General features: G+C 76.5%; 11 protein-coding genes. 5 read left to right on the top strand and 6 right to left on the bottom strand.

The window, feature by feature from the left end:
* Positions 1-5 precede the first annotated feature (5 nt).
* Positions 6-404, top strand: a complete 399-nt coding sequence (locus tag AB0469_RS31360) for a VOC family protein (protein ID WP_366454842.1) — start codon at positions 6-8, stop codon at positions 402-404.
* A gap of 32 nt (positions 405-436) precedes the next feature.
* Here the strand turns inward: AB0469_RS31360 and AB0469_RS31355 are convergent, their stop codons facing one another.
* A complete protein-coding gene (locus tag AB0469_RS31355; protein WP_366454841.1) occupies positions 437-2,095 on the bottom strand; it encodes a DUF4173 domain-containing protein in 1,659 nt (552 codons plus the stop codon).
* A 117-nt stretch (positions 2,096-2,212) separates the two neighbouring features.
* A complete protein-coding gene (locus AB0469_RS31350; RefSeq protein WP_366454840.1) occupies positions 2,213-5,704 on the bottom strand; it encodes a hypothetical protein in 3,492 nt (1,163 codons plus the stop codon).
* Between the two features lie 225 nt (positions 5,705-5,929).
* On the opposite strand from AB0469_RS31350, the gene AB0469_RS31345 reads away from it, so the two are divergent.
* The 3 genes from AB0469_RS31345 (at position 5,930) to AB0469_RS31335 (ending at position 9,244) form a co-directional block, all read left to right on the top strand.
* A complete protein-coding gene (locus AB0469_RS31345) occupies positions 5,930-6,799 on the top strand; it encodes a hypothetical protein (RefSeq protein ID WP_366454839.1) in 870 nt (289 codons plus the stop codon).
* A gap of 263 nt (positions 6,800-7,062) precedes the next feature.
* Positions 7,063-8,055 (top strand): SDR family NAD(P)-dependent oxidoreductase, encoded by a 993-nt coding sequence (locus AB0469_RS31340; RefSeq protein WP_366454838.1) that lies wholly within the window; start codon positions 7,063-7,065, stop codon positions 8,053-8,055.
* A 28-nt stretch (positions 8,056-8,083) separates the two neighbouring features.
* Entirely contained in the window at positions 8,084-9,244 is a 1,161-nt protein-coding gene (locus AB0469_RS31335) for an amidase (protein WP_366454837.1), read from the top strand.
* 78 nt (positions 9,245-9,322) lie between these two features.
* On the opposite strand, the gene AB0469_RS31330 is transcribed toward AB0469_RS31335, so the two are convergent.
* From AB0469_RS31330 to AB0469_RS31320, 3 genes are all read right to left on the bottom strand, one after another.
* Positions 9,323-10,441, bottom strand: a complete 1,119-nt coding sequence (locus AB0469_RS31330) for a selina-4(15),7(11)-diene synthase (RefSeq protein ID WP_366454836.1) — start codon at positions 10,439-10,441, stop codon at positions 9,323-9,325.
* Between the two features lie 688 nt (positions 10,442-11,129).
* Complete coding sequence (locus AB0469_RS31325) at positions 11,130-11,996, bottom strand: hypothetical protein (RefSeq protein ID WP_366454835.1); 867 nt, start codon at positions 11,994-11,996, stop codon at positions 11,130-11,132.
* Positions 11,924-12,676 (bottom strand): hypothetical protein, encoded by a 753-nt coding sequence (locus AB0469_RS31320; protein WP_366454834.1) that lies wholly within the window; start codon positions 12,674-12,676, stop codon positions 11,924-11,926. The genes AB0469_RS31325 and AB0469_RS31320 overlap by 73 nt, the downstream gene beginning before the upstream one ends.
* A 166-nt stretch (positions 12,677-12,842) precedes the next feature.
* On the opposite strand from AB0469_RS31320, the gene AB0469_RS31315 reads away from it, so the two are divergent.
* Complete coding sequence (locus AB0469_RS31315) at positions 12,843-13,673, top strand: tetratricopeptide repeat protein (protein WP_366454833.1); 831 nt, start codon at positions 12,843-12,845, stop codon at positions 13,671-13,673.
* Positions 13,674-14,099: 426 nt separating this feature from the next.
* On the opposite strand, the gene AB0469_RS31310 is transcribed toward AB0469_RS31315, so the two are convergent.
* Entirely contained in the window at positions 14,100-15,638 is a 1,539-nt protein-coding gene (locus tag AB0469_RS31310) for a GMC oxidoreductase (RefSeq protein ID WP_366454832.1), read from the bottom strand.
* Between the last annotated feature and the right edge of the window lie 85 nt (positions 15,639-15,723).

Below are 15,723 nucleotides of genomic sequence, written 5' to 3'. Positions count from 1 at the left end.
TTCCCATGGACTTCGTCTCGATCCGCATCATCACCGGCGACGTGGCGCGCCTCGTCGCGTTCTACGAGCGGGCCACGGGGGCCCGGGCGGTGTGGGCCACCGAGGACTTCGCCGAGCTCGGGACCGCGGGCGCCACCCTCGCGATCGCCGGCACCCGCACCGTCCCGCTGTTCGCCCCGGGCTCCGCCCGCCCGGCGGACAACCACAGCGTGATCACCGAGTTCCTCGTCGACGACGTGGACCGCGTGCACCGTGACCTGACCGGCTTCGTCACCGACTTCGTGACGGAGCCCACCACGATGCCCTGGGGCAACCGGTCGCTCCTGCTCCGCGACCCCGACGGCAACCTCGTCAACTTCTTCACCCCCGTGACCCCGGAGGCCATCGAGAAGTTCGCGCGCTGACACCACGTCCCGGAACGGACGGCCTCAGACGTCTAAGGACGGCGGACGGTGTACGCGTCGCGGCGCACGCATTCGCTCAGGTCGGCCGCGAGCGGGCGTTCGCGCAGGATCTTCCGGGCGCGGTGCTCGCCCAGGCTCGTGGCGTACCAGGGGGCCCCGCCGTCCCGGCGGAGGTCGTCGCGGAGGGTCAGCAGGGCGCAGGAGCGCTGGGGTTCGGGCAGCCGGTCCAGGGCGGGGACGGCGTCCGCCGACAGTCCGCGCAGGTAGGCCAGGTCGATCTCGCCGTCCCGCTGGTAGCGGGTGACGCCCGCCTCCGCGATGATCCCGTCGGGCGAGGCCAGCCCGAAGGCCAGTACGGTCGCCGCCGCGCTCGCGACCACCGCGCGGGCCAGCCAGCGGCCGCCCGCCACCCCGGCCGCCATCAGCAGCACGATCACCAGGCCCAGCCACAGTTCCGTCGTGACCACGGACAGCCGCAGCCTGGTCAGTCCGTACGCGGCGACGTACAGGTCCATGCGGCGCACGGCGGAGGCGACCACCACCAGGGTCAGCAGGCACAGCGTGCCCAGCACCGCCCGGACCAGGCGGCGGTCGGCGGCCGTGCCCCGGGGGGCCCAGCGCAGGGCGAGCGCGATGACGGCGAGGACGAGGACGGTGGCCCACAGCAGCTGCCAGAACCCCTGGCGCGCGTACTGGGCGTGGCTGAGCCCGGTGCTCTCCAGCACCTCGTCGTAGCCGCCGAACAGCACGGCCAGCTGGACGGCGTTGAAGCCGGCGAAGAGGAGGTCGAGCAGGACCAGGGGCAGGCTCCACTCCACCCGGGAACGCGGCGTGCCCGGACGGGACTCCATCCGGTCCCAGCGGTGCGGGGCCGCGGCCGTGCGGGCGGCGGCGAGCGCGAGGACGGTGCCGGCCAGGAAGAGCAGGATCCGCAGCGGCCCCTCCCCCACGGAGACGTCGGGGATCAGAGCGCCCAGCAGGTCGGCGAAGGCCGCGTCGGCGGAGGCGAACAGCCCTCCGAACAGCACCAGCAGGACCGCCGCGACCACGGCCGCCTTGGCCACGGGCAGCCAGTGTTCCCGGCCCGTCCCGCCGCCGCGCGCCCGGACGCCCGCCCAGGCCCAGCCGACCCCGCTGACGGCGCTGTCGAGGAAGCCGAGCGGGCCGAGCACGACACCGGGCCATCTGCGGGTGCCGTGCAGGGCCAGGGCGGCCAGGGGCACGGCGGCCAGCACCGCCAGCGTGGACGGCCAGGCGGAGTCGCGCAGCGCCGGCACCGCGAGCAGCGCCGCGCACCCGGCCGCCCACACCAGGCTCCAGGGGCGGGCCTTGCGGCCGGCGGCGCGGGCCGAGGCGTACGCGGCCACCATGGCGGGCAGCGCGGCGAGGAGCAGCCCGGGGCCCACCCCGTCCCCGAGGAGGACGGCGCTGGCGACGCCCGCGGCGAGCGCGGCGGCCAGGGTGACGGTGCGGATCGGGGCGGCGTCGGCCGGGCGGATCCGCCGCCACGTGGAGTTCGCCGCCCTCGCGGCGGCCTCCTCCTGGAGCTGCCGCCGGCGCAGGTGGTGCTGGTACAGCAGCCAGGCCGTCCGGTCGTGTCCCGGCAGGCCGGGGGCGGGCGGCGGAGGCGGAGCCTGGGCGGGTACTCCCCGGTCCGCCTCCTGGGCGTGGTCGGCGGTGTTCTCGGACATCGGGTCCCTCCCCTGTTGCGGAGGGGTCAGAGTAGGCCCGCCGCCCAGGGTTTTGAACACATTCAATCGATCTCTGTGACGGGACCGTGACCATCGCGAACCGGACGGCGCCCCCGCTCAGTTGCCGCCCAGGACCGTCGCGTACGCCGTCTCCCGCACCTCCAGGTCCGGGTGGCGGCGCAGTGCCACGACGGCCGCGCGGCAGACGTCCGGCCAGTGCTGGCGGGCCCCGACGACGCCGGCGAGGGCTACCGCGAGGAGGCCCTCCGCGAGACCGCCGCCGTCCGCCAGCCGGCCGACGGCGTCGAGGGCCGGGGCGGGGTCGGGCAGCGGGTCGCCGTACCGGTGCGCCTCCTCCAGCTTCTCGGCCGCCCGTACCGCGAGGACCGGGCGGCCCCGCACCGCGCGGGCCAACTCGTCCAGTGCGCGCCGCAGTCCGGGCCCGTCCTGCGTCAGGTCCACCGCCCCGACGAGGAGCGAGGTACGGGTGGGGGCCAGCGCCGGTACGCCCTCCAGCCTGCGGGCCAGGGCGGCGCACGTGCGCGGGTCGCCGACCCGTGGACCGATGAGCCCCTCCAGGCGGCGGCGGGCCGGCAGGTCCCGGCCGGGCCCTCCGCCCTCCGGTTCACCGGCCGCGACGAGGTCCAGGAGCCGGTCCACGACCCCGTGCAGCAGGCTGCCGGGCTCCACGCCGCCCGTGGGGTGGGGCAGCCCGGACCCGGCCAGGCTCCTCAGCGCGTAGCCCGCCCGCGTGGCGCTGCGGGGCGAGGAGAGGTCGGTGTAGACCTCCGCCAGCGCCGCACCGGCCGCGGGCGTGTACCGCGCCCAGTCGCCCAGGACGGACAGGGCGCGTCCCGCCGTCGGATCCTCCGCGACGAAGGGCAGCCGGGCGACGAGCTCCCCGTACCGGGCCCGGTGGGCCGGGGCCAGGTCCGCCGGTCCCGGGGCCAGGAGCGCGGACCGGGCCGCCTCCGGTCCGTCGGCGGCCGCCCATTCCAGCAGCGCCCACATCTCCTCGGCCGGCAGGAGCCCCGGGGCCAGGCCGACGACCGTGGCCAGCACGTCCGGATGGACGCCCGGGGTGCCGCCCACCCGGCTCAGGAGCGCCGTGGCGGCGCCCGGGGACAGGTGGTGCACGGCGAGCCGGGCGGCCGCCTTCCGCACGGTGACCTTCACCCCGCTCTCGCGGGTCAGGACGTCCCGGAGCAGGGCGGCGACCCGGGTGGGCCGGGCGTGCGCGGCGGCGCGTCCCGCCGCGCTCCAAGCGGCCGAGGCCCGGTCGTCCCCGGCGAGGGCGAGCAGGGCCTCCAGGGCCGGGGCCGGGTCGTCCGTACGGGCGGCCGCGTCCAGGGCCGCCGCGCCCAGCACCGTTTCGGCGGCGCTCCCTTCGCCCTCGTCCGGCCGTGCCCCGGCCGCCCCGGTGGGGGCGTACCGCCGGAGCAGTTCCCGCCCGTACTCCGGTACGGGGGCCACCGCGCGGAGCAGCGCGGCCCGTTCGTCGAGCCCCCGGCCCGGATCGGCGAGCACGGCGGCGGCCAGCCGGACGGCCGCCCGCTGCTGCCGGGGCAGCCACCGGTCGGCGTGGCGGAAGGGCGGCAGCGGGCGGGCGGCCCCGGCCGCCGGGAAGCGTCCGTCCGGGGACGGACCACCGGTCAGCGCCAGGTCCAGCAGGTCGGTGCGCTCGGCGGCGAGGACGGCCAGGACCTCCGGCACGAAGGCCGCGGAGGGCTCCCGCTCCAGCAGTACGGCCACCCGCGCGCGCCGGGTCGCGGGGGCGGCCAGCCAGGCCGCCGCGAGCTTCCCGAACACCCCGTCCGGGCAGATGCGCAGGGACCGTTCGAGGCGGTCCTGGAGTTCGGGGACCCGGTGGGCGCGGTGCCCGCAGGAGGCGGTGAGCGCGAGCAGGGGTGTGAAGTCCCCCTGGCCGGCGGCCCGGTCGAGCCACGGGCCGAGGACGCCGAGCAGCGCGCGGATCCCCCGTACGGGAAGCCCGTCGCCCAGGCTGCCGAGGTCCACCGCGCCGGTGTGCGCGGTCAGCGCCTCCACGATGCGTACGGCGGTCCGCGCGGCGCCGGAGCCGTCGGCCGGGTCGGCCCCGGTCGGTTCGGCGGAGGCCGCGAGCAGGTTCAGGGTCAGCTTCCGGACCGTGCGCCGGGTCGCCGGTGAGCAGTCCCGGGCCCGCAGGGCGTCCCGGCACAGCCGTTCCAGGAGGGCGGCCCCGGTCCGCTCCGTCCGCTCCCCGGCGCCGGCGGTGGGCAGGGCCTCGTGGAGGGCGGCCAGGAGCAGGGACGGGCGCAGGTCCGCGAAGGCGTCGAGGGCCTCCTGGCGTACCGGATCGCGCTCGTTGGCCAGCCGGCCGGCGGCCAGCAGGAGGACCTCCGCGACCTCCCCCGGCACGCGGGTGCGGCCCGCGTTCAGGGCGAGCCAGGTCCAGAGGGACCCCCGGTCGTCGGCGTCACCGGTGGCGAGGGCCGCCAGCAGCCCGGGGCGGGCCTCGGCGGGCGGCAGCAGGGAGAGCATGCCCCAGACCTCCCGGGCGGCACCGCTTCCGGCGCGGCGCTCCGCGAGCGCGGCGCGGGCCCGGGCGTGCCGCTCGTCGGCGGGCAGCAGGGCGAGCAGCCCCTCGTTCGCGCGGAGCCCGGCGCGCGGAGCCCGGGCGGCGAGGACGGCGTCCAGGAAGGCGGCCCGGCGGGACGGGGGCAGTGACCGCAGCAGCGCGGGGAAGGCGCCCCGGTGGAACCAGCGCGACGCGAGACCGGGCAGGGACGGCGGGTCGGCCGCCGCCAGCCGCTCCAGGACGGCCCGTCCGGGCAGCCGCTCCCACCTCCCGTGCGTCCGGGCGGGGTCGGCGAGCCAGTGGGCGACGCGTTCGGCGTCCACCGCCACGAGGTCGCCCAGCCGGTCGTGCACCGGGCCGGGCAGGGAGCCGGGTCCGTGCCGCTCCAGCAGGTCGAGCACGCGGCCGGGCGCGGCCGGCAGGGCGGCGGCGATGCCGGTGGCGTGGTGCTTCCACCAGCGGTCGCGCAACCGCTCGGGGAGGTCGCCCAGTTCGCGTTCCGCCTGGTCGAGGACGGCGGCGGGGTGGCGGACGGCCAGGGTGTTCCAGCCCTCGGGGGCGAGCGCCCCGGCGAGCTCGGGCAGCAGCCGGGCGGTGAACTCCGGCGAGCAGCCCGCCAGCAGGCGGGCCGCGTCCCGGTCCCCGTACTCGGTGCGCACCCGGGGCACCAGCCGCTCGGCGAGCCCGGCCCGGCGCCCGTCGCGCAGCAGCCGGGCCAGATCGGCGCGGACCACGGCGGGGGCGTCGTCGTGCGCGGCTTCGACGGCGGCGTCCGGCACGGGCAGCCGCCGGGCCGCCCGCACGGCATACCGGCGCACCACGGGATCGGGGTCGGCGAGCCGGGCTCCCAGGTGGCCGGCCTCCCCGCCGGCCAGGGCGGCGAGCGCGGCGAGGCGGCGCTCGTACGGGCCGAGCGCGTCCAGGGCGTCGAGCAGGGGCCGCAGTTCCCCCTTGCGGGCGAGCCGGTGGGCGGTGAGGGCGGTGTGCCGGAGCCGGTCGGCATGGGACAGGGGCTCGAGGGCGGCGAGCAGCTCGCCGGCGGTGAAGGTCATCGCGGGCATTGTGCCCCGGGGTCCGCCCCCGCCCCTACGGATTATCGGACCGCTGGCCCGCCGCTCCGCGCCCCGGCGCCCCGGCCGCCCGGGACGGCGGCACCCGGGGCTGCAGGATCCGCCCCCGGCAACCCAGGACAGCGGCACCCAGGGCTGTCCTCCCGCGGCCGGCTCGTCCCCTCGGGTGGGGCCCCGTTGTCAGAGCGTGTTGGCAAGATCGTCACCATGAACGGCACACGTACCACCCCGCCGCGGCCGGTCGACGTCGCCGCGGTCTTCCCCGCGCTGGCCCCGCTGGCCCGCCCAGCGGTCCGGTTGCATCCGCGTCCCGGCTCTCCCACCGTGCACGACAGCTCGATCGGCGGGCCCCTGCTGTGGCCCGCACGGCAACCCTGGCCGCACTGCCGCATCGGGCATGAACGGCCCCACCCCCTGGTGCCCGTGGCCCAGCTGTACGCGCGGGACATACCCCTGCTGCGGCCACCCGGGCGGAGCGACGTGCTGCAGGTCCTGTGGTGCCCTTCGGAGCACGATCCGGACTCAAGCATTCCGATCGAGTTGTTCTGGAGCACCGCCGCGGACGTCACCGACGTGCCGGCCGCGCCGCCCGAGCCGTTCGACGCGGACGAGGACCTCTACGTGCCCGAGCCGTGCGTGCTCGCTCCGGAGCAGGTCACCGAGTACCCCGATTTCCTTGAACTCCCGAAGGAATTGAAGCGGCAGCTCACGGACCCCGCGCCCTGGCGGGCGGCGGGCGTCGTGGTCGACGATGCCTACCCCGAGGCGCTCTATGACGACGCGCTGTCCCACGCCCCCGGCTGGAAGATCGGCGGCTGGGCCCCGTGGGGGCTCACCGACCCCGTGCCGCGGTTCTGCGTGGCCTGCGGTACGGCGATGACGCCGCTGCTGACCATCGCCTCGTCCGAATGGAACCGCAGCAGCACGAGTTGGACCCCGTACGAGGACCGGGTCCCGGGCGCATCCGACGACAGCCGGTCCAATCCGCCCGAGGTCACGGTGCTGGACGCCAATCACCTCCAGCTGTACGCCTGCCCGGCGAACGGAGGCCACCCGCACACCGACCTGATCCAGTGAGGGACCGCGGGCGGCCGGGCGCCGGGATCGGCGGCGGGGTCGCGGGCGGGCCCGGCTCGGCGACGCGGCTGAGGTGCCGTGCGCGTTCCTCGGTACGAGGAGGCGGGCCGCCGTCGGCGCTGTCGGTCGGATGTCGGCGCGGAAAGTGGCCCGTCGGCGCGCTGTGGGTGGCCTCCGAGAGCCTGGGAACAGGTCAGGGCCGGCCGTGAACCGTGCGGGTCCGCCCACCCTTCCAGACCACTCCGACCTTCCGGGAGCCCCTCGTGCCGTCCGCACCCCCCGTACCCCAGACCCCGCCGTGGGACGTCCACCGGCTGCCCCGCGCCGAAGGGAGGGCCTTCCTGGTCACCGGCGGCAACGCGGGCATCGGGTACTTCGTCGCCGAGCAGCTCGCCGGAACGGGGGCCACGGTCGTCCTCGGCAGCCGCGACGGGGCGAAGGCCGGTGCGGCGATCGCCTCCATCGTGTCGCGCGTCCCCGGCGCGGACGTGAGGCACGTACCGCTGGACCTGGCCGATCACGCGTCGCTCGGGGCATCCGTGGACGCGCTCGGGCTGGACCGCCTCGACGCGGTCGTCCACAACGCCGGCGTGGCGCTCGACCACCCGCCGCGCCGCGAAACCCGCGACGGCCACGAGCTGATGTTCGCGACCAACCACCTGGGGCACTTCGCCCTGACCCACCACCTGGCCCCCCTGCTCGCGGCGACCCCGGGGAGCCGGATCGTCACCACCGGCAGCTTCGCCGCCAAGTCCGAACGCCTGGACCCCGACGACCTCCAGAGCACGCACGACTACCGGCCCAAACGCGCCTATGCCCGCTCCAAGCTCGCCCAGATGCTCTTCGCCCTCGAACTCGACCGCCGTCTGCGGGCCGTCGGCAGCACGACGCTCAGCGTGCTCGTCCACCCCGGCGGCGCACTCGACTCCCTCACCCCCTCGCGCCCGCCGTTCCACGTCCGCACCACCGGCACACGGCTGAGCCGCCTGCCGCTCCGCCTCGTCGTCCAGGGCAAGGACAGCGCCGCCTGGCCCGCTGTCCGGGCCGTGCTCGACCCGGGCGTGCGCGGCGGCCGGATGCTGGCTCCCCGGGCGTTCGGGCTGCGCGGTGCGCCGAGGACCGAACCCCTCTGGAACCATCTGACCGACACCCCGACCGCAGCACGCCTGTGGGCGGCCAGCTGCGACCTGACCTCCACCGACCCGACGTTCTCCAGTGGAACCGGCGCCAGGCGGCGACGAGGGACCGCACGCTGACACGGCACCCGGGACCAGGAGGTCTGCCATGCTCGACGTTCACCTGTACTCCTCGCTCTCCGCCGTCGAGATCGCCGGCCTGGTCAGCCGCGGCACGGTCACGGCCCGCGAGGTGGTGGACACCGCGCTGGCCGTCGGCGTCGAACGTGACGGTGCGCTCCGTGCCTTCACCGCCCTGTGGGCGGATGCCGCCCGGGCCCGGGCGGCGGAGGTCGACGCGGAAGTGGCCCGTGGGGTGGTGCTGCCGCTGGCCGGCGTCCCGATCGCCGTCAAGGCGAGCGAGGGCGCCCGCTCAGCGCAGAACCGGCGCCTGGTCGCCGCGGGGTGCGTGCCGATCGGCGCGACCTCCGTGCCGCGGCGCGGCACGGGCTGGCAGACCTACGGTTCCACCGATCGCGGGCCCACCCTCAACCCGCTGAACCCCGACTGGTCCCCGGGCGGCTCGTCCGCCGGTTCCGCGGCCGCGGTCGGAGCGGGTCTGGTGCCTCTGGCCACCGGCTCCGACGGAGCGGGATCCGTACGCATCCCCGCCGCATGGTGCGGCGTCATCGGCTTCAAGCCCACCAACGGGCTGCTGCCCGCCCGCGACCGGGCCGGACTCAACAGTCCCGGCGTGATCACCCGCGACCCGGCCGACGCCGCGGCCTACCTCCGCGCGGTCGTCCCCGCCCACTCCCCGGCGCCGGCGGCGCGGACGCTCCGGGTCTCCTGGACCCCCACCCTGGGCTACGCGGAGACCGCCCCGGACGTCGCGGCCTGCGCTCTGCACGCCGTGCACCGGATCGCCCGAGCCGGACTGTGCCGCCTCGTCGGGCATCCGGTGGAGCTACGCGATCCGGCTCCGGCCTGGACCGCCCTGCGCGCCGGGACAAGAGACGGGGGCGCCGAAGCCCTGGCCCGGGGCAACGCGCAGGTCCTGAGGGACGCCTTCGAGGAGACCGATCTCCTCGCCACCCCCACGACACCCCGGCCGCCGCACGGCCACGACGGCCCCGGGACGCACATGAGCGTCGCACTCACCTGGGCCTTCAACCTCTCCGGCCATCCGGCGATCACCCTGCCCGCCGGCCGCACACCGGACGGCGAGCCCGTCGGCCTCCAGCTGATCGCCCGTCACCACGCCGACGCGCTGCTGCTCGATACCGCCGGGGGGTGGCACCGTACGCTCGCCCGCGCCCGGTGCGCCTGACCTCGGGTCCAGGGCCCGGGCGGCCGTGACCACGACCGCGACCGCGACCACGAGCTCGATCTTTGGTGAATCCTTTCTTCAGGGCGTGGGCGCGAGCAGGGAGGTGGCCCGTGTGCGGGGGCGCGGCATGCCTTCGAGCGTTCTGGGCGGCATGTCCCACCACCAGGAGACCGGGGGGATCTCCAGGGGCTCGCGGTCGTCGGTGCTGGGAGTGTCGCGGAAGTGGGTGGGGAGGCTGGCGGGGTCCTCGGGGGTGGTGTAGCGGTGCGAGGACACGCCCCAGTCCTGGGAGCCCCGGATGAAGCTGCCCAGCCCCTGGAGGTACCGGCGCAGCTGGGGGCTCGCCGAGGCCTGGAGGTCCTCGCGCAGGCGCATGAAGAGGTCCGTGACGCGGTCGCGCTGGTCGATCGCGGCGTCCAGGGCCTGGGCGGGCGTCAGGCCGCGCTCGTGCTGGAGCACCCGCAGGACGTTGAGGTAGTAGCCGTCGCCCCTGCTCTCCTTGTGGTGGGAGAGGATGTCGTTGTCCCAGGTGATGACGAAGGAGGCCATCTCGCCCGCCGCCCGGACGGACGGCTGGTCCCGCTCGTGCGTCGGCAGTTCGTAGCCGTGGCCCATCTCGATGAGCGGGAAGACCACGGTGGTCGCGCCGTCGTAGAGGCGCATGAGGGTGTAGTCGTCCAGGCTGGGTACGGTTTCCTCCCTGCGGTGGGACGCCTCCCAGACGACGGAGAAGAAGTACTCGCGCAGGGCGTTGCACCAGGCGGCGGCCTGGCCGGCGGTGCCGTACCGCGAGACGCGGAGCCGGAGGTCGCGCAGTGCCTCCGCGAGGGGGTCGTCGCCCAGCATGGGGGTCTCCGGGTTCTGCGCCACGCGCAGCAGGCGGTGGAGTGCGGCCGCCAGCTCCCCCGGTCTTCGGCCCAGGGCGCCCTCCTCGCACATCCCGTCGTCCACGGCGAAGAGCCACAGGACGAAGTCGGCCACGAGCTCCACCACTTCCTCGCGCCCGTCGGGCAGGATGCGGGCGGCGAAGGTGCCGATGCTGTGGCGCAGGAGCCGTGCGCGCAGCGCGGGGGAGCCCACCTGGAAGGACTCGGCCCACGTGGTGACGTGCGCTTCGACCGCCGCGTGGCGCGGGTGGATGGCCGTGGGGATGGGGGTGTAGATGGGGGGCACCACGAGCCCGGGGTCACGCCTCACTCGCAATCGCCTTTCAGCCGTCGTGCCGACGCGCTCGCGGGCCCGCACGACTGCCGTCGGGAAGGCCTTCTCATGCCTGGCGTCATGCACGGGTGATCTTGTATTCGGGCGCATGCTATCCAGCGGAACTGCCCCGTCCAATAGGGCGTGCGTATGGCAAGCGCCATGCCGGAGTGGGCAAATGACCAGGCATCAGGGGGTCTGCACCACCCTGGCACCCGGCTGCCGAGGGGACTGGTCCGGCCGCCACCGGCGGCCCGCCCTCGTACGGGACGCGACTCCGGGGGAGGCCGGTCGGGTGCCCGCCGACGCCACCGCAGCGGCGACTTCCACCAGGTCCGGCGGCGCTCCGCCGGTGACCGCCGACTGCGTCTCCTCGTCGCGGGCGGCGTACGGGGCGGCGGTGCGCGGCAGCGCCCGCGCCGGACCCGACGGCCGCAGGACGGCCCGGAGGCGGCGCGGCCGCGGGACCGTCGCCGAGGCGACCAGGACTCCGGGAATTCACAAGACCTCCGCAACCGTGACGGTGATGACGGGGACACCGGAGCGCGTCCAAGGCGTTCCCGAGGCCGCGGACCCTGAAGCCCACCGGGGGCACTCGCGGCGGCGGCTGCGGCCTTCGTGTTCCTGCGTCGTCGGCACGGCTGAGGGGGCCTGCGGGGCGGCCACGGCCCGCCGTGCCGTCGGCTCATCCCTGCGCTTCGTCCCGCCGAGGCGTGTCGGCGGGGTGCAGGAGGTCGGCGGCCTCGGGCGTGAGGGTGTGGGCGGGCCAGGCGGCGAGGGTGGTCAGGGCGGTGCGGCGGGCCTCGGCGGTGCTGTCGGTGAGTGCGGACCGCAGCAGGGGCCAGCCGTGTGCGGGATGGCCCCGCAGGAGGTGGGCGAAGACGAGGAGGGCGTGGTCGCGTTCGGGGCGGGGAGTGGTGGTGAGACGTCGTTCGGCCAGGTCGAGGATGTGGGCGGCGTGCCGGCGGTCGGCGCCGCGCAGGGCACGGGACCAGGCCGGGTCGAGGAGGGACGGTCCGGTCTCCAGACGTGCCAGGAGTGGGGCCGTCGGGTCGATGTCCAGGACGTCGGCGGGGTGCAGGGCGAGGTGGAAGTCGGGGCGGTGGGGGTCGGCCAGGTGGTCGAGGACGAGGGTGCGCCAGTGGGGTTCGTGCAGCAGGGCCTCGTAGCGGGCCGTCAGGTACGCGATGTCGACGGGTTGCCAGGGCGGTTTCCCGGGTGGGCGGCGGAAGAACAGGGTGATGCCGATCAGGTCGCGGAGAGCGGCGATGGTGGGCGCCCGGGTCGGGACCAGGTCCGCGTAGCGGCGCAGCACGGGTACGGCGTGTGCGTAGTCGGCCAGGCCGGGTGCGGGTCCCCCTTGGCCCTCGGCCATGGCGGCCAGGATGCGCCCGCAGCCGGCCACCTGTCGGGCGAGGGTGTGGACTGCCCGGTCACCGTCGGGCTGGTAGCGGTGGAGCGCGACGGCCGCGTAGAGGGTCAACTCGTCGAGGCTGCCGAGGAGGAGCAGCAGGTCCCGGTCACGGGTGTCGCCGCCCAGGCCCAGGAGCACGAGGCCGATCTTGACGGGGGCCCGGTGGGTACCGTGCCGGCCAGTTGCCGGCCCAGCAGGCGCAGGCCGTCGGACGGCAGCCCGCGGCGGCGGACCTCGGCGCTGAGGTCGTCGGCGAGGTCGATCGGCGAGCACGTGGCGAGGAGCGCGTGGAGGCGCCTGAACGCGGCGCCGCCGAGACCGGGGGCGGCGGCGGTCGGCAGCAGGTGTGCGAGGTGGCCGGCGAGTTCGGCGCCGGTGGGCGGGGCCGTGCCGTGGTGGTCCGGGGCGGGTCGGAGCAGTGCGTCCGCACCGCCGCCGACGAAACGGAGGCCGGTGCCGCTGTCAAGGCCGGTGCCGAGGCGGGGGCCGGTGCCGGTGCCGAGGCGGGTGCCGGTGCCGGTGCCGAGGCGGGTGCCGGTGCCGGTGCCGAGGCGGGTGCCGGTGCCGAGGCGGGGGCCCCCGGTGCCGGTGCCGCTGCCGATGCCGAGGCGGGGGCCGGTGCCGAGGCGGGGGCCGGTGCCGTGGCTGGTGCCGGAGCCGTGGCCGTGGTCGGTGTCGGGCGGGTGGGTGTCGGGGAGCGGATCGCCGGCGGCGGGCCATGGGCCGGGGCCGTAGCGGTGGCGGAGGGTCCGTGCGTGGTGGAAGAGGGTGGGATGCGCGGGGGTGAACCCGTCGCGCGTCCACCGTGTGCCGGTCAACGGCCAGAGGGCCGCCCGCCCTTGCGTGTGGTCATGAGGGGGAGGCTGTCCGACGCGGCGCGTGCCGGCAACCGGATTTCCTCTGCGCCCGGGCCGGGTGCCGGCCTTCCTCCTCTCTTTTCCGCGTTCTCCGTACGGGCGTGCCCGGCCTTCATATGCTCGGGGCATGACACTCTCTCGGTCGCACGGTGAAGGCGAAGCCGGTCCGACGGCGGCATACCCGCCGGCGCGGGCCACGGCGCTGTACCAGGCGGGGCACTATGCCGAGGCCGAGGCCGAGGCCCGCTCCGTGGCCGCGGCCCGGGCGCCGCTGCACGACGACCCGTTCGGGCCGCTGGCGCTGGGCATAGCCGGACTGGCGGCGATCGCCCAGGGGCACCACGCCGAGGCGCTCGCCACGTTCGAGGCCCTCCTGCCGGACTTCGGCAGGATCTTCGGCGCGGAACACCCGATGACCCTGAAGCTGCGCACCGACCGCGCGCAGGCCCTGAACCTGCTCGGCCGGCACGACGCGTGCGAGGCGGAGTGCGTGGACGTCATGCGGACCGCGTCCCGCAACGCGACACCGGAAACGCCGTTCATCGTGATGGCCGCCCTCAACGGGCGGATCGCGGCCCTCAACGCGCTGGGGGACCACCCGGCGGTCGAGGGGCTGGCCCGCGACTTCCTCGCCGCCCCTCGCGAGCCGGACCAGCCCACCCTGATCGTGCTGCTCTCCCTGGCCCTCAGCCTCCATGCCCAGGGTCGCCACGAGGAGGCCCTGGCCGCGGCGGAGCGCGCCGGCGAGGTCTACCGCGGCCTGCCCCCGGAGCAGCGCGGCCCGGAAACCGGGGCCGTGGATCTGGCCGCTGCCTCTGCGCTCCTCGCGCTGGGCCGCGGCTCCGAGGCCCGTTCGCGGGCCGTGGCCGCCCACGACGCCTGTCTGGCCGCCTTCGGCCCGGACAACGTCCGCACCGGCCAGGCCCGTGCGTTGCTCGACCGCATCGGCGGTGCCTGAGCGGGTGCGCGCCGCACGGGCGGTCGGGCTCTGCGTCCTCCGGCGCGGCGCGCGCCGGGCCGTCCGCGGTGTGCGGGCCGGGCGGTTCCCCGGCCGTGGGGGCGGCTGCCGTCACGGCCGCGCCGCGCCGGTGGAGGCCGGTGTTGGCCGCGTACTGGCCGTCCTCGCGGACCGGCGGGCACCCCAGGATCTGCGACAGGTCCGTGCCGGCGGGGAAGACGAGGCCGGTCACGGCAGCGGGCCGCCGATCGAGCCGTCTTCGGTGTCCGTCCGCCCGGCCCGGGGATGGAGGAGGACGACCTCCCGGGCCGTACCGGCCGGCTCCGGAGGGGAGCGGCGCCGGCTGCCCGGGTCCCGTCGCCCGGGCAGGAGCCGTCCGCTGCCCGGTGCTTCCCGACGGCATGGCGCAACCGTGCGCCGCCGACGCTAGCCGCCGCCTCGGACGGGGCCGGTGGGCGGCGGTGGTTCGCCCCGTAGCGTTGCCGCGAGGTGTTCGGCGAGCATCAGGGTGGGGAGGTGGGTGTTCGCCGACGGCACGTTCGGCATGATCGACGCGTCGGCCACCCAGAGGTGCTGCACTCCGTGCACCCGGCCGGCCGGGTCGACGACCGCCCCGGCTGCCGGGGCGGGGCCCATGGCGCAGGTGCCGACCGGGTGGTGGTAGGTCCACACGTGGGTGCGGACGAAGCGTTCGGTCGCCTCGTCGCCGTCGTCGTCCGGCGCGCTCGTCACGCCCGCCGAGAGGGGGCCGAGCGGTTCCGCCCGCGCCACCCGCCAGGCGCGGCGTACCCCCTCCGCCAGCCGCGGCAGGTCGGCGGGGTGCGAGAAGTAGCCCAGGTCGACGCGTGGTGCCGCGAGCGGGTCCGGTGAGCGCAGCCGGAGCCGGCCCCGCGAGCGCGGGGTGAGCAGGGCGGCGCCGACGAAGAACGTGGCGCCGCTCGGGGAGGCCGGGTCGTCGAACGGGCCGCCGACGATCAGCTGGAGGTCCGGCGGCCCGCGGTGTTCGCCGGTCCGCGCGCTGTGCAGGGTGGCGACGAGCTGGAAGGCGCGCCGGGGACGCCCCGCCCCCGTGTAGGCGACGTCGATCGAGACCGCGGGGTGGTCGGCGAGGTTGCGTCCGACGCCGGGCAGGTCCAGCACCGGCTCGATGCCCAGCGGGCGCAGTTCGTCGGCTGGGCCGAGCCCCGACCGCAGGAGGATCGCCGGGCTGGCGTAGGTGCCGGCCGATACGATCACGCGATCGCCGTGCACGTCCTCCCCGTCCGCCAGCCGCACTCCGGTCGCGCGCCCGCGGTGGAGGAGCACCGAGGCGGCGTGCGCCCCGCCGCGCACGGTGAGGTTGCGCCGCGCCCGGGCCGCCGCCAGGTACGTGGAGGCCGCGCCGAGGCGCTCCCCGCCGACCTCGTTGACCGGGAGCGGGCCCACCCCCACGGCGCCCGGGGCGTTGTGGTCGGCGATCGCCGGCACGCCCGTGGACGTGATCGCCGCCTGCCCGGCGGAGGCGATGTCGCTGCGCTCCCCGCCCGTGTACCGGCGGACGGGAACCGGGCCGTGGCCGCCGTGGTACGGCTCGCGGCCGAAGTCCAGGTCGGTCTCCACCGCGACGAACCGGGGCAGCACGTCGTCCCAGCCCCAGCCGGGATTGCCGCGCTCCGCCCAGGCGTCGAAGTCGTACGGCGAACCGCGCAGGGCGAAGGCCGCGTTCGTGGTCGAGGAGCCTCCGATCACCTTCCCCCGCGGCAGGGCGATGGCCCGGCCGGCCGGGCCGGGCTCGCTGGACAGGCCCCAGTCGTGCGAGGCCGTGTGCGGTCCGGAGCCGTCGCGCAGCGCGGCGGGCAGCTCCGCGTAGTCCGGCCCGGCCTCCAGCAGGAGCACCCGCGTCGACGAATCCTCGCTCAGCCGCGCCGCCAGCACGCATCCGGCAGCCCCGCCGCCCACGATCACCACGTCGTAGCCGGCCGCCATGATCCGACCGTACGCCCGGGACGCACGGGGCGCACGCGGCGCCCGTGGCGCACAGGGCGCACCAGCGGGAAGTCGACGTCCGATG

This window comes from Streptomyces sp. NPDC093801, from assembly GCF_040701585.1.
In the GTDB taxonomy this organism is placed as follows: Bacteria; Actinomycetota; Actinomycetes; order Streptomycetales; family Streptomycetaceae; genus Streptomyces.
Note: the sequence above shows the minus strand (reverse complement) of the source record. Positions and strands in the feature narration are given on the sequence as shown.